The following is a 24,951-nucleotide window of genomic DNA, read 5'->3' as shown; positions in this document are numbered from 1 at the left end:
CCGCCTTGATGGAGGACATCCTTGTGAGTGCCGAATTCAGACCGCAACCCCAGCCCGAGCAGCACCCGCCGCGATACCGCGCGGTGTCCATCGGCCATGCGCCGGTCGAGGTCACAGAAGAACAGGGCGTGCTGCATATGCGCTCGCTGGAACCCTTGGGCGCCTTGCCCACGCGCTTGCTCGACCGCCTGGTGCATTGGGCCCAGGTGCGGCCCGAGCAGACTTTTATCGCCGCCCGCCAGGCCGATGGCGAGTGGCGCCGCGTCAACTACCGTGAAATGCTCGACAGCGTGCGCGCCATTGCCCAAAGCCTGCTGAGCTATGGGCTGTCGGCACACAAACCGCTGGCCCTGCTGTCGGGCAATGACATCGAACATTTGCAGGTGGCCCTCGGCGCCATGTACGCCGGCGTTCCCTACTGCCCGGTGTCGCCTGCGTACGCGTTGCTGTCCCAGGACTTCGCCAAGTTGCGGCATGTCTGCGACCTGCTGCAACCGGGCCTGGTGTTTGTCAGCGATGCAGCGGCCTACAGGCGTGCGATCGAGGCGGTATTGCCGGGCGAGACGCCGCTGATCTGCGTGCGTGGTGAAGTGCCTGGGCGCACTCAGGTCAGCTTTGCCAGCCTGCTGCAAACCCCCGGCGGTACCGAGGCCGACGCTGCGTTCAATGCCACCGGCCCGGACAGCATCGCCAAATTTCTCTTCACCTCGGGCTCGACCAAGCTGCCCAAAGCTGTGATCACCACCCAGCGCATGCTGTGCGCCAACCAGCAAATGCTGTTGCAGACGTTCCCGGTGTTCGGCGAGGAGCCGCCCGTGCTGGTGGACTGGCTGCCGTGGAACCACACGTTCGGCGGCAGCCACAACGTCGGCATCGTGCTCTACAACGGCGGCACCTTTTACCTGGACGAAGGCAAGCCCACGGCCCAGGGTTTCGCCCAGACCCTGCGTAACCTCAAGGAGATTTCGCCCACGGCCTACCTCACCGTGCCCAAAGGTTGGGAGGAACTGGTCAACGCGCTGGAACAGGACGGCGAGTTGCGTGAGCGGTTTTTCGCGCGCATGAAGCTGTTCTTCTTTGCCGCCGCCGGGCTTTCGCAAAGCGTCTGGGACCGCCTCGACCGCGTGGCCGAGAGGCACTGCGGCGAACGCATCCGCATGATGGCCGGGCTGGGTATGACCGAAGCCGCACCGTCGTGCACCTTCACCACCGGGCCGTTGTCGATGGCCGGCTACATCGGCTTGCCCGCGCCGGGTTGCGAAGTGCGTCTGGTGCCGCTGGACGGCAAGCTTGAGGGGCGGTTTCGCGGGCCGCACATCATGCCGGGGTACTGGCGTGCGCCCGAGCAAACCGCCGAGGTGTTCGATGAGCAGGGCTACTATTGCTCCGGTGATGCGATCAAGCTCGCCGACCCCCAGCAACCGCAATGGGGGTTGATGTTCGATGGGCGCATCGCCGAAGACTTCAAGCTGTCTTCCGGGGTGTTTGTCAGTGTCGGACCATTGCGCAATCGCGCGGTGCTGGAGGGCTCGCCGTATGTGCAGGACCTGGTGATTGCCGCGCCGGACCGCGAATGCCTGGGCGCGCTGGTGTTCCCTAGAGCCTATGAATGCCGCCGCCTGGCGGGCCTGAGCGTCGAGGCCAGCGACGCCGAGGTGTTGGACAGCGCGCCGGTGCGCCAATGGTTCAGCGACTGGTTGCAACGGCTCAATCGCGAGGCCACCGGCAACGCCAGTCGCCTGGAATGGATTGCGATCCTCGACGAACCGGCGTCCATCGACCGGGGTGAAATTACCGATAAAGGTTCGATCAACCAACGCGCGGTGCTGCAATGGCGCGCGGCGAAGGTCGAGGCGCTGTATCGCGGCGAAGACCCTACTATTCTGCGCGCAGGGCCCAAGCCGTGAGGGGTGCCGGCCAGTACGCGGCGTTTGCCGATGCCGCGATTATCGAGGCCGTGCGCACGCCCTGGATCGACCTCGGCGGGGCGCTGGCCCAGGTGTCGCCTATTGATCTTGGGATCAAGGTCGGGCGTGAGGTGCTGGCCCGCGCCGGCCTCCAGGCGCAAGCAGTGGACAGCGTGTTGGCCGGCTCCATGGCCCAGGCCAGTTTCGATGCTTACTTATTGCCACGGCATATCGGGTTGTACAGCGGTGTGGCGCAAACGGTGCCGGCGCTGGGGGTGCAGCGCATCTGCGCCACCGGTTTCGAGCTGTTGCGCCAGGCCGCTGAGCAACTGCGCGGCGAGGTGCAATTGGCCTTGTGCGTGGCGGCTGAATCGATGTCACGCAACCCGATAGCGGCCTACACCCACCGGGGCGGGTTTCGGCTCGGGGGCGAGGTGCAATTCAAGGACTTTCTCTGGGAGGCGCTGTATGACCCGGCACCTGGCCTGGACATGATCGCTACCGCCGATAACCTCGCGCGGCGTTATGGTCTGAGCCGCGAGGCGGTGGATCGCTACGCCTGCGACAGTCATCAGCGCGCGTTGCTGGCCCAGGGCGCCGGGGCGTGGGCCGAAGAGATCGTAGCGGTGGAGAACCAGGTGTTCGCGCTGGAGGGCTATCAATCGCGGAGTATCACCCTGGCGCGCCACGCCGGTGTCGTGAGTGAGGACAGCCACCCCCGGCCCACCGACTTGGCGGCCCTGGCACGCTTGCGCGCGGTGCATGCCGACGGCGTGCAAACCGCCGGCAACAGTTGCGCGGTGGTCGACGGCGCAGCCGCCGCCCTGGTCGGGCGTGCGTCCGACTGCACACGCCCGCCGCTGGCCCGGCTGCTGGCCAGTGCCGTGGTGGGTGTGGCTCCCGAGTTCATGGGCATTGGCCCGGCACCAGCGATTCGCCTGTTGCTGCAGCGCAGCGGCCTTACGCTGGACGACATCGGCCGCTTTGAGATCAATGAAGCTCAGGCCGCCCAAGTGTTGGCGGTGGCCCACGAGCTGGAGCTGGACCGCACCCGGCTCAATGTTCAGGGCGGCTCTCTCGCACTGGGCCACCCGCTGGCCGCCACGGGCCTGCGCCTGGTCATGAGCCTGGCCCGGCAACTGCGCGAGCACAACCTGCGCTACGGGATTGCCGCCGCCTGTGTGGGCGGCGGGCAGGGCATGGCACTGTTGATCGAAAACCCCGCCTGGTGCGCTTGACTGCCTATTTTTGATTCGATGAGGTGTGCCGATGTGGAGCTACGAGGCGCCGCTGCGCGATATGCAATTTGTGCTTGAACACTGGCTGCAGGCCCCCGACGCGTGGCGCCGCAACCCGGCGTTCGAAGGCGTGGACCTGGCGCTGGCGTTGCAGGTCGTGGAAGAGGCGGCCCGTTTCAGCCAGGGCGTGCTGGCGCCGTTGAACGCGCCTGGCGATCGCCAGGGGTGCCGTTGGCAGGACGGCCAGGTCAGCACCCCGGACGGTTTTGCAAAGGCGTATCGCGCCTATGTCGACGGCGGTTGGCCAGGGCTGGCCTGCGCCGAGGCCCTGGGCGGCCAGGGCTTGCCGCAACTGCTTGACGCCGCTCTGCAAGAAATGCTCTACGCCAGCAACCACGCCTGGGCCATGTACACCGGCATCGCCCATGGCGCTTACCTGTGCCTCAAAGCCCACGGCGAACCACACTTGCAGGCGCGTTACCTGCCGCAGATCGTCAGCGGTCAGGCCTTGCCCACCATGTGCCTGACCGAGCCCCAGGCCGGCAGCGATGTCGGCTTGCTGCGCTGTCGCGCCGAGCCCCAGGCCGATGGCAGTTATCGCCTGAGCGGCAGCAAGCTGTTTATCTCCGGCGGCGAGCATGACCTCACGGCCAATATCCTGCACCTGGTGCTGGCGCGCCTGCCTGATGCACCGTCGGGCAGTCGCGGGATTTCACTGTTCCTGGTGCCCAAGCGGCTGGACGATGGCCAGGCCAATGGCGTGCGCTGTGACGGCATTGAACACAAGATGGGCATCAAGGGCAGCGCCACCTGTTCCCTGGTGTTCGAGGCGGCGCAGGGCTGGTTGATCGGCGATGCCCATCGCGGTCTGGCGGCGATGTTCGTGATGATGAATTCGGCGCGCCTGCATGTGGGCCTGCAAGGCCTGGGGCACGCCGAGGCCGCCTGGCAGAACGCTCGGCAGTACGCCGCCGAGCGCTTGCAAATGCGCGCGCCGACAAGGCCCGACAGCGCCGCCGCCCAGGCGGCTGATCCCATCTGTTACCACCCGGCCATGCGCCGCGTGTTGTTGGAACTGCGCACCGCCAGCGAGGGCATGCGCGCCATCGGTTATTGGGCGGCGCACCTGCTGGATCAGGCCGAGCACGAGCCAGATGCGCCGGCCGCGCAGTTGGCGCCGTTGCTCACGCCCATCATCAAAGCGTTTTTCACGGAACAGGGCTTTCGCCAGGCCAGCAATGCGTTGCAGGTCTTCGGCGGGTACGGCTACGTCAGCGAGTTCGCCATCGAACAAACCCTGCGCGACAGTCGCATCGCGATGATCTACGAGGGCAGCAACGAGATTCAGGCCAATGACCTGTTGTTGCGCAAGGTGCTGGGGGATGACGGCCGCGCGTTTGGCCTGCTGCTGACCGAGTTGCGCGCGGAGGCGGAGCAGGGCGCCGAGTCCCGCGAATGCGCGGGATTCGCCCAGGTGTTGGGCGACCTGTGCGACACCTTGGATGCGGTGGTGAGCGGCATACGTATGCAGGCGCAGTGCGACAGTGAATACCCTTACCGGGCCGCGCCGGATTTCCTCCAGCTGTGCGGCGTGGCGTTGCTGGCGTTCGCCTGGGCACGGGCGGCCCGCGTATCCAGGGCCTTGCCCGAAGACGACCCGTTGCGCGCCGCCAAGCTGCAAAGCGCCGGTTTCTTTTTTGATTACCTGCCCTCCCGGCTGGCCGCGCACCTGGGCGCGATAAGCAGTGCGCGTGCCGCACTGGCGTTCGTCTGACGCGAACAGACGCTTGCGGTACTATGGCGGCCCACGTTTTCTGGAAGTTGCCTGGATGAGTAAGCCCGGTCAATTGGTGCTGGTTGCACTGCGCAAGATGATCGCCAGCGGCGAGCTGGCGGCCGGGGAACGCCTGATGGAAATCCCCACCGCGCAGTTGTTCGGCGTGTCGCGCATGCCGGTGCGCATGGCGTTCCGGACCCTTGAGCAGGAAGGGCTGCTGGTGCCGTTTGGCGGGCGCGGCTATCAGGTGCGGTCAGTCAGTGCCAGCGACATCGCCGGCGCCGTTGAAGTGCGTGGCGTGCTCGAAGGGCTGGCGGCGCGCCAGGCCGCCGAGCACGGCCTGTCCAGCGAGGCGCGCGCCGTGCTGGAGCGCTGCCTGGTCGAGGGCGATCAATTGTTCGAGAAAGGCTACGTGACCGAGGACGACCTTGAGGTCTATCACGACCTGAACATGCGTTTTCACCAGGTCATCGTCCAAGGCAGTCACAACCCGGCCATCGCTGACGCCCTGGCGCGCAACGATCACTTGCCCTTCGCCTCGGTGACGGCGCTGGCGGTGGATCGCGAGGACATGGCCCGCGAATTCCGCCGCTTCAACTATGCCCATATGCAGCACCATTCGGTCTTCGACGCCCTGGTCAACCGCCAGGGCGCGCGGGCCGAAGCCATCATGCGCGAGCATGCCAATGCCACATTGCGGTATGCCGAGATCTTCAGTTCGGCCACCGCCGACGCGCGCATGAAGGTGATCCTGCCCGCCTCGTGACGTGGTTCAGATATCGAGCACCAACAGGGCGGTTTTCGCGCGCGAGCAGCAGGGCGTGAACTGATCATTCAGCGCCTGCTCCTGCTCGGTGAGGAACAGGTCGCGGTGCTCCGGCACACCTTCCAGCACGCGGGTCAGGCAGGTGCCGCAAATCCCCTGTTCGCAGGACACGGCAATCTCGATGCCGTGGCTTTCCAGCACCTGCACCACGCTCTTGTCGGCGGGCACCTCGAAGACCTGGCCGCTGCTGCTGAGCTTCACCGAAAAACATCCATCCAGGCGGTTGTCCACCGGTGCCGCCGTGAAGTACTCGCGATGCAGGCAGGCTTCCTGCCAACCCTGGGCCCTGGCACTGTCGAGCACGTGCTGCATAAAGCCGCCCGGGCCGCACACATACAGGTGCACATCGCCGGCCGGTGCCGCCAGCACGTGGGCGACATCCAGCGCCGTGTCGGGTTGCTCGTCGAAATGCAGGAACACCCGTTCGGCAAACGGCGACGCTTTCAGGCGCTCGACAAAGGCTGCCCGCTCACTGGACCGGGCACAGTAATGCAGCTCGAAGTCAGCACCGCTATGGGCCAGGCGCTCGGCCATGCACAGGAGCGGTGTGATGCCGATGCCACCGGCAAACAGCAGGCTGCGCCGGGCGTCGTGGACCAGGGGGAACAGGTTGCGCGGTTCGCTGATGCTCAGGCGAGCGCCTTCGTGCACCTGTTCATGCAAACCACGGGAGCCGCCGCGTGAGGCCGGGTCCTTGAGCACGCCGATCACGTAGCGATGACGCTCCTGCGGGTGATTGCACAGCGAGTACTGGCGCACCAGCCCGTCCGGCAAGTGCACGTCAATATGCGCACCGGCACTGAAGGCCGGCAGCGGGCTGCCATCGACGCTGGCCAGTTCATAAGTGCAAATATCCAGCGCTTCGGTGTTGCGCGATGCCACCACGACCTCAATCATGTCGGCTCTCCGGCGCGTTCCCGGGCAATCAAGCGCTCCAGGACCTTGCGCGACTGCACGCCGCCCGCATCGATATTGAGCTTGAGCAGGTTGCGCGTCGGGTGGGCCAGTAGGTTCTGCTGTTGGCGCTCGAGCATCTCCAGGTCTTCGCTGAAAATCTTGCCCTGGCCTTCGCGGATGCTGGCGGTCAGCGCCTCATCCTTAGGGTTGAAATTGCGCGCCATGCCCCAGAAATACCAGATCGAGGTGTCGGTCTGCGGGGTGATGAAGTCCACCACGATGCTCGCCGCTTTGTGCTCGGCTGCGGCGTGGTAGCCGCCCTTGCCGGCATGGGCCACGCCGACTTCGATCAGCACGTGGCTGGGTGGGGTGAAACGGCAGATCTGCCAGCGGTCCACCGGCACATCGTCGGCCAGGTTGTTGCCGCGCAGAGCCATACGCCAGAAGGGCGGGGCCATGATGTTCTCCATGTGCCGCGCAGTGACCACCTCGTCACCGTTGACCGTAGTAACGGGCGGCGCTTCGTCGATTTCCTTTTGGCCGATGCTGGAGGCGTGCACGTAGGTTTCGTGGGTCAGGTCCATCAAGTTGTCGATCATCAGGCGGTAATCGCACTGGATATCGAACAGCCCGCCGCCATAGGCCCACTCATCACTTACGGCCCATTCCAGGTGGTGGATCAAGGCGGGGTCGGCCAAGGCCTGATCGCCCGGCCACACCCAGATAAAGCCGTAGCGCTCAACGGCGGCAAAGCTTTTGTTGCAGGGAAAGCCGCGCACCCGCTGACCTGGCATGTCGACGGTCTTGCCATCGCAGCCCATGACCAACCCGTGATAGCCGCACACCAGGTTGCCGTTTTCGACATAACCCAGCGACAGCGGCGCGCCGCGGTGGGGGCAGAAATCCTCGATCGCCACCACGGCGCCCTCCAGGCCACGGTAAAACACCATCTTTTCCCCGCAGATCTGCCGGCCCAGGGGCTTTTGCGCGATCTCATCGGGGGTGCAGGCGACATACCAAGTGTTCTTGGGGTACATGATGACTCTCCAGGCGATGGATTATTTTTGTTTAATGGATCCATTAGAGTGGAGGTGATTGAGGTGGTCAAGGCGTAATAATTGCTTTATTGGGCGATTATCGGACGTTTGATTTTTATTGGATCCATTATTGGGTGGCCCAAGGTACTTGCGCCACTGTTGTTGATCCCCGCGCTCGGCGCTGTGTTGCTGCTGTCAGCCTGCGCCAGCCCGATTCCCAAGGCGGGATCGAGCGAAACCTGGATCGGTTTGAAAGAAGAGACGCCGAATGACCCGAACGCGTAGACGGCAAGCGCGTGGATGACGGGCGCTTTTTCTAAGTGGCACCGGGGGATCATCGTTTGGACGTGACGTAGTTCGAAGAACAGCCGGGCGACGACAATCAGCAAAACTGCCAGGGGGGCGGGGCGAGTACAGGCACTTCAAGGCGGGTGAACACTACACGCTGGTGGAATCCAGCCTGGGCAGCAGCGTGCGCGCATCCCTGACCGATGGCCACGGTCAGGACGTTGCGGCGACCCAGGACTTCGCTTGCATGCCTGGCTAGGCGTGGTGCGCCGTCGCCTTGTGGGGTTTGGCTCTTAAGTCGTGTTTGACGTGGGGGTTATGGTGCCGACGGGTAATGCGCAACACTCCCCACAACATGGCGGCGGCCACCGCCAGCCAGCCGGAAATCAACATCACAATCGTTGTTGCAAGGCTCATTCTGGCCTCCTTTGCCCCGCTGGGGGCACACACAGTCTTCTCAATGGACAGTCTAGTTGTCAGGCGGTTGCCTGCTATTGACCAATGGTCGTGTCCTTTCAACTTCTTTGCTCTATCCGGACCCTTTCACCCTGACTTCGGGCTATACCTGCGTGGCAGAGCGTCCTATGATCGGGGCCCTTACCGGCAGTTGATCAAGCGAGTAAAACATTGCGGTTACGGTCGAACTTTCAAACGTCCCTGCTGCTGGCCTGCACCTTGGGCTTGGCGGCCTGCTCCGGGCATCCGTCCAAACTGGCGGGCTTGCCGGAGCGTGTCGAACTCAATGGTGTGCCGACCTTTCGCAGCGAGGCTTATCAGAGCGGTCCTACGGCGTTAGCCAGCATGCTGTCGCAACAAGGCATTGTCATGACACCGGGCTTGCTGGATAAGCCTTTGCATTTGCCGGGCGGCGAAGCGGATCTTGAGCGCACTATGCAGGTGCTGGCGCGTGAGTATGGGCTGCTGGTGTACCCGTTGGATGCCAGGCTGACGGCTGTGCTGGCGCAGGTGGCGGCGGGTTATCCGGTGATGGCGCGGGTGGGCGGGGGGCTCTGGTCTGATGCGCGCTACGTGGTCGTAGTGGGATTCAATCAACAGAAAAGCACGGTGCTGTTACGTTCGGGTATGGACCGACGGCTGTTGATGAGCTTCAGCGATTTTGAGTCGAAGTGGAAAAGCGCCGGGAACTTCGCAATCCTCATTCAGCGCCCCAGCCAATTGCCGGCCAATGTGGACGCGCAGCGCTGGCGTGAGGCGGCGGATGCGACCGCCCAGGCCGGTCAGGAGCGGGCGGCGGCGCAGGCGCTCAAGGTGCTGGCGGAACGAAAGTAAAAAAAAGGCGCTCAAAGCGCCTTTTTCGTGGGTCGGTTATCGATGTGCTTGCGCTGCATTGGGTCGGTTCTTGAGGTTTTTGTCGGCTTTGTAGCGCAACGCGACGTCCGGCACCGCGCCGCCTTTACCGGTTTCGACCCAACTGCGGATGCGGCTGGCATCGGCGAAGTGCGTGAACTTGCCGAAAGCGTCCAGGATCACCAGCGACACCGGGCGATTCCCCATACTGGTCACTAGCACCAGGCAATGACCGGCCTGGTTGGTGAAGCCGGTCTTGGTCAGCTTGATGTCCCAGTTGGCCCGGTTGATCAGGTGGTCAGTGTTGGAGAAACCCAGGGTGTAATTGGGTTTGCGGAACGAAACGGTCTTTTCCTTAGTGGTGCTTAACTGGCTCAGCAGCGGGTAATGGCGTGCGGCAGCCAACAGCTTGCTCAGGTCGCGCGCGGTGGACACGTTGTGGATCGACAGGCCGGTCGGCTCTACATAGTGGGTGCTGGTCATGCCCAGCGCCTTGGCCTTGGCGTTCATGGCCGCGATAAATGCAGGGTAGCCGCCCGGGTAGTGGTGGGCCAGGCTGGCGGCGGCGCGGTTTTCCGACGACATCAGGGCAATCAGTAGCATTTCCTTGCGCGGCATTTCGCTGCCGATTTTCACGCGGGAGAACACCCCTTTCATTTCCGGCGTGTCCTTGATGTTGATGTCGATGTACTCATCCATGTTCTGCTTGGCTTCAAGCACGATCAGGCCGGTCATCAGCTTGCTCACCGACGCGATCGGCACCACCACGTCAGGGTTGCTGGCGTAGATGATCTTGTTGGTCTGCAGGTCCACCAGCATGGCGCTGCCGGAGGCGATCTGTAATTTGGATGGATCACGTGGCGCGAGGGTGGATTCGGCGGCGTGCGCAAAGGTGCCTGTGAACGCAAAAAACAGGCTGACAATAGAAAGACGAATATTCACGCGGATGAACTCGCTAAAAAGGTAAAGAAATACCGTTGGGCAACGGGTTTATGACAAATGGCGTTACATTTTAGGAGTATGGATCAGAAACTGTCGAATGTTCTTCTGCATCCAGACGAAAGTGCTTAAAAAATAAGAAAAAACAGGTTTTATTCAGGGCAATAAAAAGCCCTGCGATAAGGCAGGGCTTTTTCAGTACGGCTGGTTATTAACCGTGAAGGGTCTCTGCGGCATACAGGGTGTTTTCCAGCAGGCAGGCGCGGGTCATCGGGCCGACACCGCCGGGCACCGGGGTGATCCAGCCGGCGCGGGGCAGGGCGGTGTCGTACACCACGTCGCCGACCAGCTTGCCGTCTTCCTGACGGTTGATGCCCACGTCGATGACGATGGCGCCTTCCTTGATCCACTCACCTTTGACCAGCCCCGGCTTACCGGCGGCCACCACCACCAGGTCGGCGCGGCCGACGTGGCCCGCGAGATCCTTGGTGAAGCGGTGGGTCACGGTGACGGTGCAGCCGGCCAGCAGCAGTTCCATGGCCATCGGGCGACCGACGATGTTGGACGCGCCGACCACGACCGCGTCGAGGCCGTACAGGTCGACACCGGTGCTTTCCAGCAGGGTCATGATGCCCTTGGGCGTGCACGGACGCAGCAGCGGGATGCGCTGGGCCAGGCGACCGACGTTATAAGGGTGGAAACCGTCGACGTCTTTGTCCGGACGGATGCGCTCCAGCAATTTGGATGCGTCCAAGTGCTCGGGCAGCGGCAATTGCAGCAGGATGCCATCGATCGCCGGGTCATCATTGAGGCCGTCGATCAGGTCGGTGAGGGCCTGCTGAGTGGTCTCGGAAGGCAAGTCGTAGGCCTTAGAGATAAAGCCGACCTCTTCACAGTCTTTACGCTTGTGCGAGACATAAACCTGAGAGGCAGGATCGCTGCCGACCAGGATCACCGCGAGGCCCGGAGTGCGCAGGCCTTGCCCGCTGCGCTCGGTGACGCGTTTGGCGATCTGCTGGCGCAGGCTGGCGGCGATTGATTTGCCGTCGATAAGTTGTGCAGTCATTACGCGTGATTAACCATCGAGAGGGGGAAGAAAAGTGCGCGCATTCTCGCACGCCAAGACGTGAGGGCAAAGGCGCTTGGTCTGCAAATTGCCCTAACCCCTTAAATAAAATGAATTTTTTTCAAAAAAGATTTGACGGGTTTCCAGGCCCTCTATACTATTCGTCGCACTTGTCGGGCACAGCCTAGCACTGGTTAAGAAGGTCAAGCAGAATGGTTGTTCTGTAAGGCTGGAAGCACTTAGTTTGTAATCCTCAAAGAGTACAGATTAATAAGGCGCCCGTAGCTCAGCTGGATAGAGCATCCGCCTTCTAAGCGGATGGTCGCAGGTTCGAGTCCTGCCGGGTGCGCCATTAGGCAGCTTTGGCACAAGTAGCGCGATATGGTGGGCGTAGCTCAGTTGGTAGAGCACGGGATTGTGACTCCCGTTGTCGAGGGTTCGATCCCCTTCGTCCACCCCATATTTCAAAAGGCGCCAGATTAATCGTCTGGCGCCTTTGCTTTAAGAGCTTCAAGCGCGGATGTGGTGGAATTGGTAGACACACTGGATTTAGGTTCCAGCGCCGCAAGGCGTAAGAGTTCGAGTCTCTTCATCCGCACCAAATAAAGCTTTGCTCTGTCATAAGGAGGGGTGAGGTTCAGCAAGGAAAATGTTCGAGTTCCTTGTTGATGCAATATGGTGGGCGTAGCTCAGTTGGTAGAGCACGGGATTGTGACTCCCGTTGTCGAGGGTTCGATCCCCTTCGTCCACCCCATATTTTAAAAAGCGTCAGATCAATGGTCTGGCGCTTTTTTTTGCCTTCGATAAAAGTCCGGCGTTGTGTTGGTGGAGGTTATTCCGTGCGCGGTGTCCGGCAGTTATAGGCGTCAAGAAAAAAGCAAGCATTCTCAATGCCTTGGCGTTAGAATCGTTGCCGGTTTTGAACGTGTAGAACTGATGCTCGTCTATATAGAGGTCAGTACCGCTATTAGATAGCGACAACGGCGCGGCACCTCAAGCAGGGCTGTGCCGTTTTTGTTTAAGCGTTTTGGTTTTCCAGTGCGGGCGTTCATCGTATTTGTGTTTCTCGATGCTGCGGCCTGCCCGTCGGTCTTGTTCGCAAGGCCGGCTGTCGGGGGCTGCTTCCGACCTCTTCTATATATAGAAGGGTTGATGCAGAGCCCTGGCGTGATGAGCTGTATTTGCTAATGGGTGCAGGTGCATGCGTGCACTTGAGCCTACAAATTGCCTGCTGTTTTTTTACCCGTTTCCAGTAGGGTGACTTCTTGAGTTTGACCCTCTAGAATGCATGCCCTTGATTCTGGGGTCGGAAACGGCCGGCTAACGTCTGTGCAACGAGGAATATCCATGCAAGTTTCTGTTGAAAATACTACTGCTCTCGAGCGCCGCCTGAGCATCACCGTGCCAGCAGAACGCATCGAGACTGCGGTCAACAAGCGTCTGCAGCAGACTGCCCAAAAGGCCAAGATCGCTGGTTTCCGTCCGGGCAAAGTGCCGATGAGCGAAATCAAGCGCCGTTTTGGTGCTGATGCACGTCAAGAAGCGGTCGGCGACGTGATTCAGGCTTCTTTCTACGAAGCCGTTGTTGAGCAAAAGCTGAACCCGGCTGGCTCGCCTTCGATCGAGCCTAAGTCCCTGGAAGCGGGCAAGGACCTGGAATATGTTGCCGTATTCGAAGTGTTCCCGGAGTTCGAAGTGGCTGGTTTTGAAGGCATCGAAATCGAGCGCCTGAGCGCCGATGTCGCTGATTCCGATCTGGACAACATGCTGGAAATCCTGCGCAAGCAGAACACTCGTTTTGAAGTGGCTGACCGTGCCGCTCAGAACGAAGACCAGTTGAACATCGATTTCGTCGGCAAGGTCGACGGCGAAGTGTTCGCTGGCGGCTCCGCCAAGGGCACTCAGTTGGTGCTGGGTTCCAACCGTATGATCCCTGGTTTTGAAGACGGCCTGGTTGGCGCCAAAGCCGGTGAAGAGCGCGTGCTGAGCCTGACCTTCCCTGCGGATTACCAGAACCTGGACCTGGCCGGCAAAGCCGCCGAGTTCACCGTGACCGTCAACAGCGTTTCCGAGCCTAAGTTGCCTGAGCTGAACGAAGAATTCTTCGCTCAATTCGGTATCAAGGAAACCGGCATCGAAGGCTTCCGCACCGAAGTTCGCAAGAACATGGAGCGCGAGCTGCGCCAGGCCATCAAGTCCAAGGTCAAGAATCAGGTGATGGACGGCCTGCTGGCAACCAACCCGATCGAAGTGCCTAAGGCGCTGCTGTCCAACGAAGTGGATCGCCTGCGCGTTCAAGCTGTTCAGCAGTTCGGTGGCAACATCAAGCCTGATCAACTGCCGGCCGAGCTGTTCGAAGAGCAAGCCAAGCGCCGCGTTGTGCTGGGCCTGATCGTGGCTGAAGTGGTCAAGCAGTTCGATCTCAAGCCTGACGAAGACCGTGTTCGCGAAATGATCCAGGAAATGGCTTCGGCCTATCAGGAGCCTGAGCAGGTTGTGGCGTGGTACTACAAGAACGACCAGCAACTGAACGAAGTACGTTCGGTTGTGCTGGAAGAACAAGTTGTGGATACTGTTCTGCAGAAGGCTAAGGTGACCGATAAAGCGGTCTCTTACGAAGAAGCAGTCAAACCGGCGGAAGCAGCACAAGCCGACTGATTGTCCAACTCGTTGGAAATACAACCATAAGCCAGCCTCGCGCTGGCTTATGCGTTTTCAAGACATGACTATTTGGGAGTAACTGCAGAGCATGTTCCGTAATTCCTATATTCAGCAGAACTCTGATATCCAGGCCGCAGGCGGTCTGGTCCCGATGGTTGTCGAGCAGTCCGCTCGTGGCGAACGCGCCTACGACATCTACTCGCGCCTGCTCAAGGAGCGAGTGATCTTTCTGGTGGGCCCGGTAGAGGACTACATGGCCAACCTGATCTGTGCGCAACTGCTGTTCCTTGAAGCGGAAAACCCGGACAAGGACATCCATCTCTACATCAACTCGCCGGGCGGCTCGGTGACAGCGGGCATGTCGATCTACGACACCATGCAGTTCATCAAGCCGAACGTATCGACGACCTGCATTGGCCAGGCGTGCAGCATGGGCGCGTTCCTGCTGACCGCAGGTGCCGAGGGCAAGCGTTACTGCCTGCCGAACTCGCGCGTGATGATTCACCAGCCACTGGGCGGTTTCCAGGGCCAGGCGTCGGATATCGAAATCCATGCCAAGGAAATCCTCTTCATCCGCGAGCGCCTGAACACGCTGATGGCAAAACACAGCGGGCACACCCTGGAAGAAATCGAGCGCGACACCAACCGCGATAACTTCATGAGCGCCGAAGCGGCACGTGAATACGGGTTGATCGACGCAGTGATCGAAAAGCGCCCCGCTTAATATAAGCAGCTCAAAATAAGGCTGGTCGGTTTTTCCGATCATCGGCGGGCTTGAAAAAGCCCGCATAAGCCTTCATCTTGTGTTGCAAGCCTATCGGATTTGGATCGAACGAATGACTGACACCCGCAACGGCGAGGACAACGGCAAGCTGCTCTATTGCTCCTTCTGTGGCAAAAGCCAGCATGAAGTGCGCAAATTGATTGCCGGCCCCTCGGTCTTTATCTGCGACGAATGCGTCGACCTGTGCAATGACATCATCCGAGAGGAGGTGCAGGAAGCCCAGGCCGAGAGCAGCGCGCATAAATTGCCTTCGCCTAAAGAAATCAGCGGCATCCTTGACCAATACGTCATCGGTCAAGAGCGTGCAAAGAAGGTTCTGGCCGTAGCGGTATACAACCACTACAAGCGCTTGAACCAGCGTGACAAGAAAGGCGACGAAGTTGAGCTCGGCAAGAGCAACATCTTGCTGATCGGTCCTACAGGCTCGGGTAAAACCTTGCTTGCAGAAACCCTCGCTCGTCTGCTGAACGTTCCGTTTACCATCGCCGACGCCACCACCCTCACCGAGGCTGGCTATGTGGGTGAGGACGTCGAGAACATCATTCAGAAATTGCTGCAGAAGTGCGACTACGACGTAGAGAAGGCCCAAATGGGTATCGTCTACATCGACGAAATCGACAAGATCTCGCGTAAGTCCGACAACCCGTCGATCACCCGGGACGTTTCCGGTGAAGGCGTGCAGCAGGCCCTGTTGAAACTGATTGAAGGCACGGTCGCTTCCGTACCGCCGCAAGGTGGCCGTAAGCACCCGCAGCAGGAATTCCTTCAGGTTGATACGCGTAACATCCTGTTTATCTGCGGTGGTGCGTTCTCCGGCCTGGAAAAGGTTATTCAGCAGCGTTCCACTCGTGGCGGCATTGGTTTCAGTGCTGAAGTGCGCAGCAAGGAAGAAGGCAAGAAGGTCGGCGAGTCCCTGCGTGAAGTCGAGCCTGACGATTTGGTCAAGTTCGGTCTGATCCCGGAATTCGTTGGTCGTCTGCCGGTTCTGGCGACGTTGGACGAGTTGGATGAGGCGGCTTTGATTCAGATCCTCACTGAGCCGAAGAACGCCCTGACCAAGCAATACGCCAAGTTGTTCGAGATGGAAGGCGTGGATCTCGAGTTCCGTACCGACGCACTTAAATCGGTGGCCAAGCGGGCACTGGAGCGCAAGACCGGTGCACGTGGTCTGCGTTCTATCCTCGAAGGCGTTTTGCTCGACACCATGTACGAAATCCCCTCGCAATCCGAGGTGAGTAAAGTGGTCATCGACGAAAGCGTTATAGAAGGTAAGTCCAAGCCACTGTATATCTACGAAAACAGTGAGCCGGCTGCCAAGGCTGCGCCAGACGCGTAAGCGTTTCGCAGTTTCGGTAAAAACAAGGGGCCTTTAGGGGCCCCTTTGTTTTTTATGCAAATTTTTACTGTGTTTAACTGCTGGCATTAAGCTTGTTTTTTTTGCATGCAACCCCCATCTTGGTTTCAAGCTAATTTTTCAACTGTCATAGAGGCGAAATCATGAAGACAACCATTGAATTGCCTCTCCTGCCGTTGCGTGATGTCGTCGTGTATCCGCACATGGTTATCCCGCTGTTCGTGGGGCGCGAGAAGTCTATCGAAGCCCTCGAGGCCGCGATGACGGGCGACAAGCAGATCCTGCTGTTGGCCCAGAGAAACCCTGCTGATGATGATCCAGGCGAAGACGCCCTGTATCGCGTCGGCACCATTGCCACTGTCCTGCAATTGCTCAAGCTGCCTGATGGCACCGTCAAGGTGCTGGTGGAAGGCGAGCAGCGCGGTTCGGTAGAGCGTTTCATGGAGGTGGATGGCCACCTGCGCGCCGAAGTGGCACTGATCGACGAAGTCGAAGCCCCTGAGCGCGAGTCAGAAGTCTTTGTACGCAGCCTGCTCTCGCAGTTCGAGCAGTATGTGCAGTTGGGCAAGAAAGTCCCGGCTGAAGTCCTGTCGTCCCTCAACAGCATTGATGAGCCAAGCCGTCTGGTCGACACGATGGCTGCGCACATGGCGCTGAAGATCGAGCAGAAGCAGGACATCCTTGAAATCATCGACCTGCCCGCCCGTGTCGAGCACGTGCTGGCGCTGCTTGACGCCGAAATCGACCTGCTGCAGGTTGAGAAGCGCATTCGTGGTCGCGTGAAAAAACAGATGGAGCGCAGTCAGCGCGAGTACTACCTGAATGAGCAGATGAAGGCCATTCAGAAAGAACTTGGCGACAGCGAAGAGGGTCACAACGAAATCGAAGAGCTTAAAAAGCGCATCGATGCCGCAGGCCTGCCTAAAGATGCCCTGACCAAGGCCAATGCCGAGCTGAACAAGCTCAAGCAAATGTCGCCGATGTCGGCCGAAGCCACCGTAGTGCGCTCGTACATCGACTGGCTCGTGCAAGTGCCGTGGAAGGCCCAGACCAAAGTGCGTCTGGACCTGACCCGCGCGGAGGAGATTCTCGACGCAGATCATTACGGCCTCGAAGAAGTCAAAGAGCGCATTCTCGAATACCTCGCCGTGCAAAAGCGCGTGAAGAAAATTCGCGGTCCAGTGTTATGCCTGGTCGGCCCTCCAGGTGTGGGTAAAACCTCCCTCGCCGAGTCGATCGCCAGTGCCACCAATCGCAAATTCGTGCGCATGGCCCTTGGCGGTGTGCGCGACGAAGCGGAAATCCGTGGTCATCGCCGTACGTACATTGGTTCGATGCCGGGAAGATTGATTCAAAAGATGACTAAGGTGGGGGTGCGTAACCCGCTGTTCCTGCTCGATGAAATCGACAAAATGGGCAGTGACATGCGCGGCGATCCCGCATCGGCGCTGCTTGAAGTGCTTGATCCCGAGCAGAACCACAATTTCAACGATCACTACCTTGAAGTCGACTACGACCTCTCCGACGTGATGTTCCTATGCACCTCCAACTCCATGAACATCCCGCCTGCGCTGCTGGACCGCATGGAAGTGATTCGTTTGCCGGGCTACACCGAAGACGAGAAGATCAACATTGCGGTCAAATACCTCGCGCCCAAGCAGATTTCGGCCAATGGCCTGAAAAAGGGCGAGATTGAATTCGACGTCGAGGCGATTCGCGATATCGTGCGTTACTACACCCGCGAGGCCGGTGTACGGGGCCTTGAGCGTCAGGTGGCGAAGATTTGCCGCAAAGCGGTCAAGGAACATGCCCTGGAAAAACGTTTCTCGGTGAAGGTCACTGCCGACGCTCTGGAACACTTCCTTGGTGTGAAAAAATTCCGCTACGGCCTGGCCGAGCAGCAGGATCAGGTAGGGCAGGTGACAGGTCTGGCGTGGACTCAGGTGGGTGGCGAATTGCTGACCATCGAAGCCGCCGTGATTCCTGGCAAGGGCCAGTTGATCAAGACCGGCTCTCTGGGTGACGTGATGGTCGAATCCATTACCGCCGCGCAAACCGTGGTGCGCAGCCGCGCCAAGAGCCTGGGTATCCCCCTGGACTTCCACGAGAAGCATGACACCCATATCCACATGCCTGAAGGGGCAACGCCTAAAGACGGTCCCAGTGCCGGTGTAGGCATGTGCACGGCACTGGTATCAGCATTGACCGGCATCCCGGTGCGCGCCGATGTGGCCATGACCGGCGAAATTACCCTGCGTGGTCAGGTATTGGCTATCGGGGGCCTGAAAGAGAAATTGCTCGCTGCACATCGGGGTGGTATCAAGACCGTGATCATTCCTGAAGAGAATGTTCGCGACTTGAAGGAAATTCCTGAGAACATCAAGCAGGATCTTCAGATTAAACCGGTTAAATGGATTGACGAGGTCCTGCAAATTGCGCTGCAATACGCGCCGGAGCCCTTGCCGGATGTGGCTCCGGAGATTGTCGCTAAGGACGAAAAACGAGAGTCTGATTCCAAGGAAAGAATTAGCACGCATTAATGTGTTAAAGCCTGGGGGCTTCCTTGACAGCTTTTTAGAGCCCTTGTTATAAAGCGGCTCTTAAGTGTCTGCAGGCCATTCAGCACCGGATTTTGCTGTTTACCAAAAAACTTAGAATCATACTCAATAGATATATAAGGGGACTTAGAGTGAACAAGTCGGAACTGATTGATGCTATCGCTGCATCCGCTGATATCCCGAAAGCTGCTGCCGGCCGTGCGCTGGATGCAGTAATCGAATCCGTCACTGGCGCTCTGAAGGCCGGCGACTCCGTGGTACTGGTAGGCTTCGGTACGTTCTCTGTGACTGATCGCCCAGCCCGCACTGGCCGTAACCCACAGACTGGCAAAGCACTGCAAATCGCTGCTGCCAAGAAACCAGGTTTCAAAGCCGGTAAAGCCCTGAAAGAAGCCGTTAACTAAGCTTCGTTCAAGCCTTTGCTTACCCGGGTCGGACGCAGGTCTGGCCTGGCAGCGGAGCGGTAGCTGACCCACGTATCCATTGGGTCGCCACGCCGGGGGTATCAGTAGAAAACCCCCGTCCGCTCCGCCAGTTACGAGAAGGCGCATCCTCGGATGCGCCTTTCTTCTATCCGGACTCTACCCACGCTCCACGGTTGCCAATTTTTGAAGTTCAACCGTTTCTGGGGGACGCATGCTGCAAAATATCAGGGACAATTCACAAGGCTGGATTGCCAAGACCATTATCGGGATCATCGTCGCATTGATGGCGTTCACCGGTATCGAGGCCATTTTTCAGGCTTCAGGTAATAACAAGCAAGACGTGGCCAAGGTCAACGGTGAAGCGATCACTCAAGCCGAACTGAGCCAGGCCGTCGATATGCAACGTCGCCAGCTGATGCAACAGCTGGGCAAGGATTTCGATGCTTCGCTGCTGGACGAAAAACTGCTGCGCGAAGCGGCCCTCAAGGGTCTGATCGATCGCAAACTGCTGCTGCAAGGCGCCGCCGATTCCAAGTTTGGCTTCTCCGAAGCTGCGCTGGACCAGGTGATCCTGCAAACGCCGGAATTCCAGGTCGACGGCAAGTTCAACGCTGACCGCTTTGACCAAGTGATCCGTCAACTGGGCTATAACCGTCTGCAGTTCCGTCAGATGATGACCCAGGAAATGCTGATGGGCCAGGTTCGCGCCGGTATCGCAGGCAGCGGTTTTGTCACTGATGCCCAAGTGCTGGCATTCGCGCGTTTGGAAAAACAGACACGCGATTTCGCCACCGTCAACATCAAGGCTAACCCTGCTGCGGTGAAACTCACCGACGATGAGGTCAAGGCTTACTACGACCAGCACGCCAAAGAGTTCATGACCCCGGACCAGGTGGTCATCGACTATCTGGAGCTGAAGAAGTCGTCGTTCTTCGATCAGGTCAGCGTCAAGGATGATGAGCTGCAGGCGGCTTACGAGAAAGAAACCGCCAACCTTGCTGAACAGCGTCGTGCTGCGCACATCCTGATTGAAGTCAACGACAAGGTCACCGACGCGCAAGCCAAGGCCAAGATCGAAGAGATCCAGGCGCGCCTGGCCAAAGGCGAGAAGTTTGACGCCCTGGCCAAGGAACTCTCCCAGGATCCAGGTTCGGCCAACAACGGCGGCGACCTGGGCTTTGCCGGCCCAGGTGTCTACGATCCAGACTTCGAAACCGCCCTGTACGCCTTGAAAAAGGACCAGGTCTCGGCGCCGGTACGTAGCGCCTTCGGTTGGCACTTGATCAAGCTGTTGGGCGTTGAAGCACCAGAAGTGCCGACGTTTGCCAGCCTGAAAGACAAGTTGACCCGCGAACTCAAGACCCGGCAGGTAGAGCAACGTTTTGTCGAAGCGACCAAGCAATTGGAAGATGCGGCATTCGAAGCCTCCGACCTGGCTCAACCAGCGTCCGACCTGAAGCTGACCGTGCACACGTCCGCGCCGTTCGGCCGTGAAGGTGGCGAAGGCGTTACGGCCAACCGTGCCGTGGTCACCGCCGCATTCAGTCCGGAAGTCTTGGATGAAGGTGCCAACAGCACTGCCATCGAACTGGACCCGGAAACCATCATCGTGCTGCGTGCCAAAGAGCACCGCAAACCTGCGCAACTGCCGCTGGAAAGCGTTGCCGCGGCGATCCGCACCCAGATGGCCAAGGAGCGTGCAAGCGCGGCTGCCAAGACCCACGCTGAAGAGCTGATCGCTGGCTTGCGCAATGGCAAGATCCCGCTGAACCAGCCAGTTGATGGCCAGGCCTGGAAAACCACTGAAGCGGCTACCCGTAGCCAGGAAGCGATTGATCCGGCCGTGCTGCAAGCCCTGTTCCGCATGCCTAAGCCTGCGGCCAAGGACAAGCCGACCTTCACCACCGTGACCCTTGCGGACGGTAGTTTGGTGATCGTGCGCTTGAACGGCGTGAACGAAGCCGCTGCACCATCGGACGAAGAAAAGGCGCAATACCGCCGCTTCCTCGCCTCCCGTCTCGGCCAGGAAGACTTCGCGGCCTACCGTAAGCAGCTGGAAAGCAAAGCTGACATCAAGAAGTACTGATAGCGGCTTGAACCAAAAGCCCCCGGTCTGAAAGGACCGGGGGCTTTTTCATGGGCGCTGCTGCGGGAGGTCGATGACCATCTTCAACATCAGGGCGTTTTCCTGCAGACGCCGTCGCGTAAGCCTGTGACGTTTTACCGACAGGAATGCGCGCGCCAAGGCCACGTTCTGTTGCACAATACCGGCCAGACCGTTTTCCTCAGGATTTTCAATGTCGACATCATTTTACTTGCGCAGTCTCGGGCTGGCGCTGGTGTTGGCGGGCGCCGCGGGCTGCTCGTCACCCAAGACCGCTATTTACGAACATGAAAGTTTCGACGACTCGGGTACGTTTTCCCGGGATTACCCTGTCAGCGATGTGGACGCGTGCGAAGCCGCACGGCGTGCCTTGCTGAGCCAGGGCTACATCATTACCAGCAGCGACCCGAAACTGGTGGTGGGCAACAAGAGCTTCCAGCAGACCGGCGAGACCCATTTGCAGATCAGCTTCAATGTGGTGTGCGCCGATGATGGCAAAGGCAAGAAACACTCGACGATGTTTGCCAACGCGCTTCAGGATCGTTACGCACTGAAGAAGGTCAACAACTCCGCGAGCCTGGGTGTGGGGGTGCTGGGCTCTGTGTCGATGCCGATCGGTTCCACCGATGACTCGATGGTCAAGGTGGCCAGCGAAACCGTCTCGGCGCCAAAATTTTACGAGCGTTACTTTGCGCTGGTGGACGTGTTCCTGCCTCAGGAAGTGAAGGCGGCCGAGCATATTCCCGAGAAGCCCAAGGCTGAGTTGGGTGTGCCGGAGCCCAAGGCCGCACCGCTCGCCGAGAAGGTCGAAGCGCCGAAGGAGGAACCCACCACTTCGCAGCCCGTGGCCCCGCCTGCAGAACCCGCACCGATTGCCCCTGAGCAAGCGCCGGCACCTGAACCCGCACCGGCACCCGCGCCCGCACCGACCAATCCCGACCTGCCGGCACCGACCGAAGCTATTCCGCCGCTGCCGGCGTCAGCGCAGTAAATCAGGCCACGCGGGGTCGGCCTTTGGTCGACGTCGACCCCGTAGCGCTGGATCGTCTCTCCGATGTTCTCGCGACCGATGACGCTGTCATCGGCCAGCGCCCTCACGTCCGCCGACACGTTGCAGCGCCGTTCCACTTCAAAGATTTAGCAAGAGGTTTCCTGAGTACCTTGACGGGCCGGGCGCGCAATAACGCGCGTCAAAAACTGAGGTGATAAATTCCTACACCGCTGCTACGTTTAATCTGAAGGTGCAGGAACGTCACGACACGGACATTTTTTCGTCATGACGGCACTTTAGGCTGGCTGTGCAGGTCATCTATCTGGCAGCCGCTTTAAACATCAGAAAGGAGTCCACGATGGACGATTACCAGGAAGAACTGTTGGAGTACCAGGCCTTTGAGTGGGATCCGTTGGATCCGGTCGACGACGCCACCGAGCTGTAAAACTGACTTCAGGCGGAATGCCGCTGACTGCGGCGAAATTCCCCTGGGGTCTGGTTGTTCCAGCGCCTGAACGCGCGTTGGAATGCTTGGGCTGAGGCAAAACCGAGCAGGTAGGCGATCTCGCCGAACGCCAGCTCCGTATCGCGAATGTAGGTCATGGCCAGGTCGCGGCGGGTATCGTTGAGAATCGCGCGGAACTGGGTGCCTTCTTCGGCGAGTTTGCGGCGCAGTGTCCAGGTTGGCAGCTTCAGGCGTGCCGCCACTTCTTCCAGGTCGGGTTCCCGGCCGCCATTGAGCATCGGCCCGAGCAGGCGTGTAATGCGTTCGCGCAGACTGCGGGTGCGGGTCAATTGCTCCAATTCCCTTTCGCACAGTTGCAGCAACAGTTGCCAGGTGCTGGGGCAATGCTGCGGGTTGCGCAATGCCAGAGTGGGTTGGTTCAGGCGCAATTGGTTGGCGTCGGCGCCAAAGTGCACCACGCCGTCGCCCAGCAGGTTGTACTGCTCGCTGTAGTCCGGGGCGTCGAACTCGATCTCGATGCGTTGCGCGTGAATCGGCTGTTGGGCGAGGCCCGACAGTTGATTCAGCCAGCCGGCGATGATCGAGTCCACCACAAAGCGGTTGTAAGCGTTATAGGGGCTGATGGAATAAAAGCGCAGCCAGGCGCCATCGGCGTCTTCATGGAAGCTCGATTGCCCGCGATAGTTGGAGCCATACAGTGCTTCGAAGCGCGTCAGCGCGCGCGCTGCTTCACGTACGTTGGGCGCCTGCGCGGCGGTGACCCCGGCAAGCCCCGCCTGGCTCAAGCGGCTGAGCTGGCCCATGCGCAGGCCCAGGCCAGGGTCGCCGGTGAGCTGGACCGCAGCATGGCCCAGGCGCATATAACGTGGGATTGATAACCGGGCGCCCGCTTCGGCGAGGCGCGCGGGGTCGAGGCCGTATTGCAGCAGCAGCGGTTGTGGGTCGAGCCCGTGGCTGCTGATGGCATCGGCCAGTGTGTGCACGAAGCCCACCGACAGATCCCCCAGGCGCACCGGCTTCACCGCGTTACAGCCAGATATTCAACAGACGCGCGCCCCGGGCGGCGCCGTCGCTGCTGATGTGCCCGTTGTGGCTCAGAAAGCTTTGCCCGGCGGTGCCCAAATCCCAGAACTGCCCACGCAGGAACACACTCATGCCGGCGCTGGCCTGGCTGACGGGTTGCTGGCTGATCAACGTGAGGCGGCGCCAAGCTTCACCCTCGCTGAGTTCTTCAGGCTTGAGGCTGATTTCCTGCGGCGTAGAGACGCTTTTGAAACCGCGCCACGGCCGCTCCCAGGTCTCACGCCCGAGCACAAAGGCCGGTACGGCGATCAATTGCGCGCCTTGTTCGTTGAGTTTGCGGTAGTTGTCCGGGTACCAACTGTCACTGCCCACCAGCACGCCGAGGCGCCCAGCCGGGGTGTCGACCACGCTGACGATGTTTTCGTCACCGGGTTCGATAAACCCGCGCTCATCGTAGATCGGATAGAGCTGACGCTGTGGATCGCCAAGGGGCAAGCCGTCTGCGGCGAACACCACGCTGGCGTTATACAACGCGCCGTGGCCAACCTGCAGTTGCCCCCGGCTCACACTCGGATTGGGCAGGGCGATGGAGCCGGCAACCACGGTGACACCAAATTCCTTGGCCAGACCGCCGAACAACACCTGATAGTCGCGCGCCATGCCGGGGGCCTTCATGCGCAGGTAGGCGTCGTCGGTACGGCTTTCGCCGGTGGCGCTGATCCAGGCGCGCAGGAACTGCAGCGGGTTGCTCAACGACAGCCAGTGCATCGCGTCTTTGACGTGCAGCGCCTGGTACACCTCGTTTTTCTCGCCGGTGAGCATCAGCCAGGTGCCGATATGTTCCGGTAGCACCACGATGGTTTTGTCGTTGATCAGGCCCTGGTCCCTGGCGTTTTGCAGGTACGCCGCCAGTTTGAGGTGCAAGCGTTCCAGGCTCTGGTAATCGGCGGGAAACAGCTCCGGCTGAATACCCAGCAAATTGCCACGATCGGCAGGCTCGCCTTCGTTGACCGCCAGGGTGATGCGCAGGTCCGACAGGTAATGCGCCACAGGGCGCTCCTGGGTCCAGACCAGATACGCGGCGACGGCGGCAACCAGGGCCATGGAGACGGTGAACGCTAGAAGTTTACGCATGGGGCAACAGACAACAGACCGTGTGCAGGGTTCGCCGACTAGGGTAGGGCCCATGGGCCAGCTTGCCAAGGGGCGCTGTGCATTTGGATCAATAAGTTGTGAGTTTCGGTCATTGAGCGGTAGGGCGACGCCTCTTAGTCTGTGGGACATAAACCGATGGCAGGCCAT

Annotated in this window: 19 protein-coding genes, 4 tRNA genes and 1 pseudogene; 17 read left to right on the top strand and 7 right to left on the bottom strand. The window is 60.0% G+C overall.

Annotation, left to right across the window (positions count from 1 at the left end; all coding sequences use genetic code 11):
- The first annotated feature begins 23 nt into the window (after positions 1-23).
- Genes KZX66_RS12195 through KZX66_RS12180 form a run of 4 tightly spaced genes read left to right on the top strand, consistent with a single transcriptional unit; the run spans position 24 to position 5,688 of the window.
- On the top strand, positions 24-1,907 hold the full coding sequence (locus tag KZX66_RS12195; protein ID WP_248079658.1) for a feruloyl-CoA synthase: 1,884 nt from the start codon (positions 24-26) through the stop codon (positions 1,905-1,907).
- Positions 1,904-3,145 carry a thiolase family protein gene (locus KZX66_RS12190; protein ID WP_248079656.1) on the top strand — a complete coding sequence of 414 codons (1,242 nt, stop codon included), beginning with the start codon at positions 1,904-1,906 and terminating at the stop codon, positions 3,143-3,145. The genes KZX66_RS12195 and KZX66_RS12190 overlap by 4 nt, the downstream gene beginning before the upstream one ends.
- A gap of 31 nt (positions 3,146-3,176) precedes the next feature.
- Positions 3,177-4,919, top strand: a complete 1,743-nt coding sequence (locus KZX66_RS12185) for an acyl-CoA dehydrogenase (RefSeq protein ID WP_248079654.1) — start codon at positions 3,177-3,179, stop codon at positions 4,917-4,919.
- 55 nt (positions 4,920-4,974) lie between these two features.
- Positions 4,975-5,688, top strand: coding sequence for a GntR family transcriptional regulator (locus KZX66_RS12180; RefSeq protein WP_248079652.1), 714 nt, complete (start codon positions 4,975-4,977; stop codon positions 5,686-5,688).
- A 6-nt stretch (positions 5,689-5,694) separates the two neighbouring features.
- Here KZX66_RS12180 and KZX66_RS12175 read toward each other — a convergent pair whose 3' ends face one another.
- Entirely contained in the window at positions 5,695-6,645 is a 951-nt protein-coding gene (locus KZX66_RS12175) for a PDR/VanB family oxidoreductase (RefSeq protein ID WP_248079650.1), read from the bottom strand.
- Positions 6,642-7,682, bottom strand: a complete 1,041-nt coding sequence (locus KZX66_RS12170; RefSeq protein ID WP_248079647.1) for an aromatic ring-hydroxylating dioxygenase subunit alpha — start codon at positions 7,680-7,682, stop codon at positions 6,642-6,644. Before KZX66_RS12170 ends, KZX66_RS12175 begins: the two co-directional genes overlap by 4 nt.
- A 129-nt stretch (positions 7,683-7,811) precedes the next feature.
- Here KZX66_RS12170 and KZX66_RS12165 point away from each other — a divergent pair.
- Positions 7,812-8,229 (top strand): annotated as a pseudogene (locus tag KZX66_RS12165) (hypothetical protein).
- Here KZX66_RS12165 and KZX66_RS12160 read toward each other — a convergent pair.
- A complete protein-coding gene (locus tag KZX66_RS12160; RefSeq protein WP_248079645.1) occupies positions 8,226-8,387 on the bottom strand; it encodes a hypothetical protein in 162 nt (53 codons plus the stop codon). The pseudogene KZX66_RS12165 and the gene KZX66_RS12160 sit on opposite strands and share 4 nt — an antisense overlap.
- 210 nt (positions 8,388-8,597) lie before the next feature.
- Between KZX66_RS12160 and KZX66_RS12155 the strand changes: the two genes are divergently transcribed.
- Complete coding sequence (locus tag KZX66_RS12155) at positions 8,598-9,260, top strand: peptidase C39 family protein (protein ID WP_248079643.1); 663 nt, start codon at positions 8,598-8,600, stop codon at positions 9,258-9,260.
- A 36-nt stretch (positions 9,261-9,296) separates the two neighbouring features.
- Here the strand turns inward: KZX66_RS12155 and pbpG are convergent, their stop codons facing one another.
- Positions 9,297-10,220, bottom strand: a complete 924-nt coding sequence (gene pbpG, locus KZX66_RS12150; protein WP_248079641.1) for a D-alanyl-D-alanine endopeptidase — start codon at positions 10,218-10,220, stop codon at positions 9,297-9,299.
- A 208-nt stretch (positions 10,221-10,428) separates the two neighbouring features.
- Entirely contained in the window at positions 10,429-11,283 is an 855-nt protein-coding gene (gene folD / locus KZX66_RS12145; RefSeq protein WP_248079639.1) for a bifunctional methylenetetrahydrofolate dehydrogenase/methenyltetrahydrofolate cyclohydrolase FolD, read from the bottom strand.
- A 275-nt stretch (positions 11,284-11,558) separates the two neighbouring features.
- On the opposite strand from folD, the gene KZX66_RS12140 reads away from it, so the two are divergent.
- The 11 genes from KZX66_RS12140 to KZX66_RS12090 all read left to right on the top strand — a co-directional run bounded on the left by KZX66_RS12140 (position 11,559) and on the right by KZX66_RS12090 (position 22,160).
- Positions 11,559-11,635 (top strand) — tRNA-Arg (locus KZX66_RS12140).
- A 32-nt stretch (positions 11,636-11,667) separates the two neighbouring features.
- A tRNA-His gene (locus KZX66_RS12135) sits at positions 11,668-11,743 on the top strand.
- Between the two features lie 56 nt (positions 11,744-11,799).
- Positions 11,800-11,884: transfer RNA gene (locus KZX66_RS12130), tRNA-Leu, on the top strand.
- A gap of 77 nt (positions 11,885-11,961) precedes the next feature.
- Positions 11,962-12,037 (top strand) — tRNA-His (locus KZX66_RS12125).
- A 593-nt stretch (positions 12,038-12,630) separates the two neighbouring features.
- Positions 12,631-13,941, top strand: a complete 1,311-nt coding sequence (gene tig, locus KZX66_RS12120) for a trigger factor (RefSeq protein WP_248079636.1) — start codon at positions 12,631-12,633, stop codon at positions 13,939-13,941.
- 91 nt (positions 13,942-14,032) lie between these two features.
- Positions 14,033-14,668: an ATP-dependent Clp endopeptidase proteolytic subunit ClpP gene (gene clpP / locus KZX66_RS12115; RefSeq protein WP_003174822.1), complete on the top strand. Its 636-nt coding sequence runs from the start codon at positions 14,033-14,035 to the stop codon at positions 14,666-14,668.
- Between the two features lie 112 nt (positions 14,669-14,780).
- Complete coding sequence (gene clpX, locus KZX66_RS12110; RefSeq protein WP_010209414.1) at positions 14,781-16,064, top strand: ATP-dependent Clp protease ATP-binding subunit ClpX; 1,284 nt, start codon at positions 14,781-14,783, stop codon at positions 16,062-16,064.
- Positions 16,065-16,225: 161 nt separating this feature from the next.
- On the top strand, positions 16,226-18,622 hold the full coding sequence (gene lon / locus KZX66_RS12105) for an endopeptidase La (RefSeq protein WP_248079633.1): 2,397 nt from the start codon (positions 16,226-16,228) through the stop codon (positions 18,620-18,622).
- A 149-nt stretch (positions 18,623-18,771) separates the two neighbouring features.
- On the top strand, positions 18,772-19,044 hold the full coding sequence (locus KZX66_RS12100; protein WP_003174819.1) for an HU family DNA-binding protein: 273 nt from the start codon (positions 18,772-18,774) through the stop codon (positions 19,042-19,044).
- Positions 19,045-19,276: 232 nt separating this feature from the next.
- Complete coding sequence (locus KZX66_RS12095; protein ID WP_248079632.1) at positions 19,277-21,151, top strand: SurA N-terminal domain-containing protein; 1,875 nt, start codon at positions 19,277-19,279, stop codon at positions 21,149-21,151.
- A 211-nt stretch (positions 21,152-21,362) separates the two neighbouring features.
- Positions 21,363-22,160, top strand: coding sequence for a DUF2242 domain-containing protein (locus KZX66_RS12090; RefSeq protein WP_248079631.1), 798 nt, complete (start codon positions 21,363-21,365; stop codon positions 22,158-22,160).
- A gap of 453 nt (positions 22,161-22,613) precedes the next feature.
- On the opposite strand, the gene KZX66_RS12085 is transcribed toward KZX66_RS12090, so the two are convergent.
- Both KZX66_RS12085 and KZX66_RS12080 read right to left on the bottom strand, forming a co-directional pair.
- A complete protein-coding gene (locus KZX66_RS12085; RefSeq protein ID WP_248079630.1) occupies positions 22,614-23,648 on the bottom strand; it encodes an AraC family transcriptional regulator in 1,035 nt (344 codons plus the stop codon).
- 4 nt (positions 23,649-23,652) lie between these two features.
- Positions 23,653-24,783, bottom strand: a complete 1,131-nt coding sequence (locus KZX66_RS12080; protein WP_248079629.1) for a carbon-nitrogen hydrolase family protein — start codon at positions 24,781-24,783, stop codon at positions 23,653-23,655.
- Between the last annotated feature and the right edge of the window lie 168 nt (positions 24,784-24,951).

This window comes from Pseudomonas sp. EYE_354 (assembly GCF_023148575.1).
Taxonomy (GTDB): domain Bacteria; phylum Pseudomonadota; class Gammaproteobacteria; order Pseudomonadales; family Pseudomonadaceae; genus Aquipseudomonas.
Note: the sequence above shows the minus strand (reverse complement) of the source record. Positions and strands in the feature narration are given on the sequence as shown.

What these genes read in the sequence shown, in the direction of transcription:
- KZX66_RS12095 (WP_248079632.1), top strand. Translation starts at nt 19,277, where the DNA reads ATGCTGCAAAATATCAGGGACAATTCACAAGGCTGGATTGCCAAGACC.
- KZX66_RS12090 (WP_248079631.1), top strand. Translation starts at nt 21,363, where the DNA reads ATGTCGACATCATTTTACTTGCGCAGTCTCGGGCTGGCGCTGGTGTTG.
- KZX66_RS12170 (WP_248079647.1), bottom strand. Translation starts at nt 7,682, where the DNA reads ATGTACCCCAAGAACACTTGGTATGTCGCCTGCACCCCCGATGAGATC.
- clpX (WP_010209414.1), top strand. Translation starts at nt 14,781, where the DNA reads ATGACTGACACCCGCAACGGCGAGGACAACGGCAAGCTGCTCTATTGC.
- KZX66_RS12185 (WP_248079654.1), top strand. Translation starts at nt 3,177, where the DNA reads ATGTGGAGCTACGAGGCGCCGCTGCGCGATATGCAATTTGTGCTTGAA.
- clpP (WP_003174822.1), top strand. Translation starts at nt 14,033, where the DNA reads ATGTTCCGTAATTCCTATATTCAGCAGAACTCTGATATCCAGGCCGCA.
- folD (WP_248079639.1), bottom strand. Translation starts at nt 11,283, where the DNA reads ATGACTGCACAACTTATCGACGGCAAATCAATCGCCGCCAGCCTGCGC.
- KZX66_RS12175 (WP_248079650.1), bottom strand. Translation starts at nt 6,645, where the DNA reads ATGATTGAGGTCGTGGTGGCATCGCGCAACACCGAAGCGCTGGATATT.
- lon (WP_248079633.1), top strand. Translation starts at nt 16,226, where the DNA reads ATGAAGACAACCATTGAATTGCCTCTCCTGCCGTTGCGTGATGTCGTC.
- KZX66_RS12080 (WP_248079629.1), bottom strand. Translation starts at nt 24,783, where the DNA reads ATGCGTAAACTTCTAGCGTTCACCGTCTCCATGGCCCTGGTTGCCGCC.
- tig (WP_248079636.1), top strand. Translation starts at nt 12,631, where the DNA reads ATGCAAGTTTCTGTTGAAAATACTACTGCTCTCGAGCGCCGCCTGAGC.
- KZX66_RS12180 (WP_248079652.1), top strand. Translation starts at nt 4,975, where the DNA reads ATGAGTAAGCCCGGTCAATTGGTGCTGGTTGCACTGCGCAAGATGATC.
- KZX66_RS12160 (WP_248079645.1), bottom strand. Translation starts at nt 8,387, where the DNA reads ATGAGCCTTGCAACAACGATTGTGATGTTGATTTCCGGCTGGCTGGCG.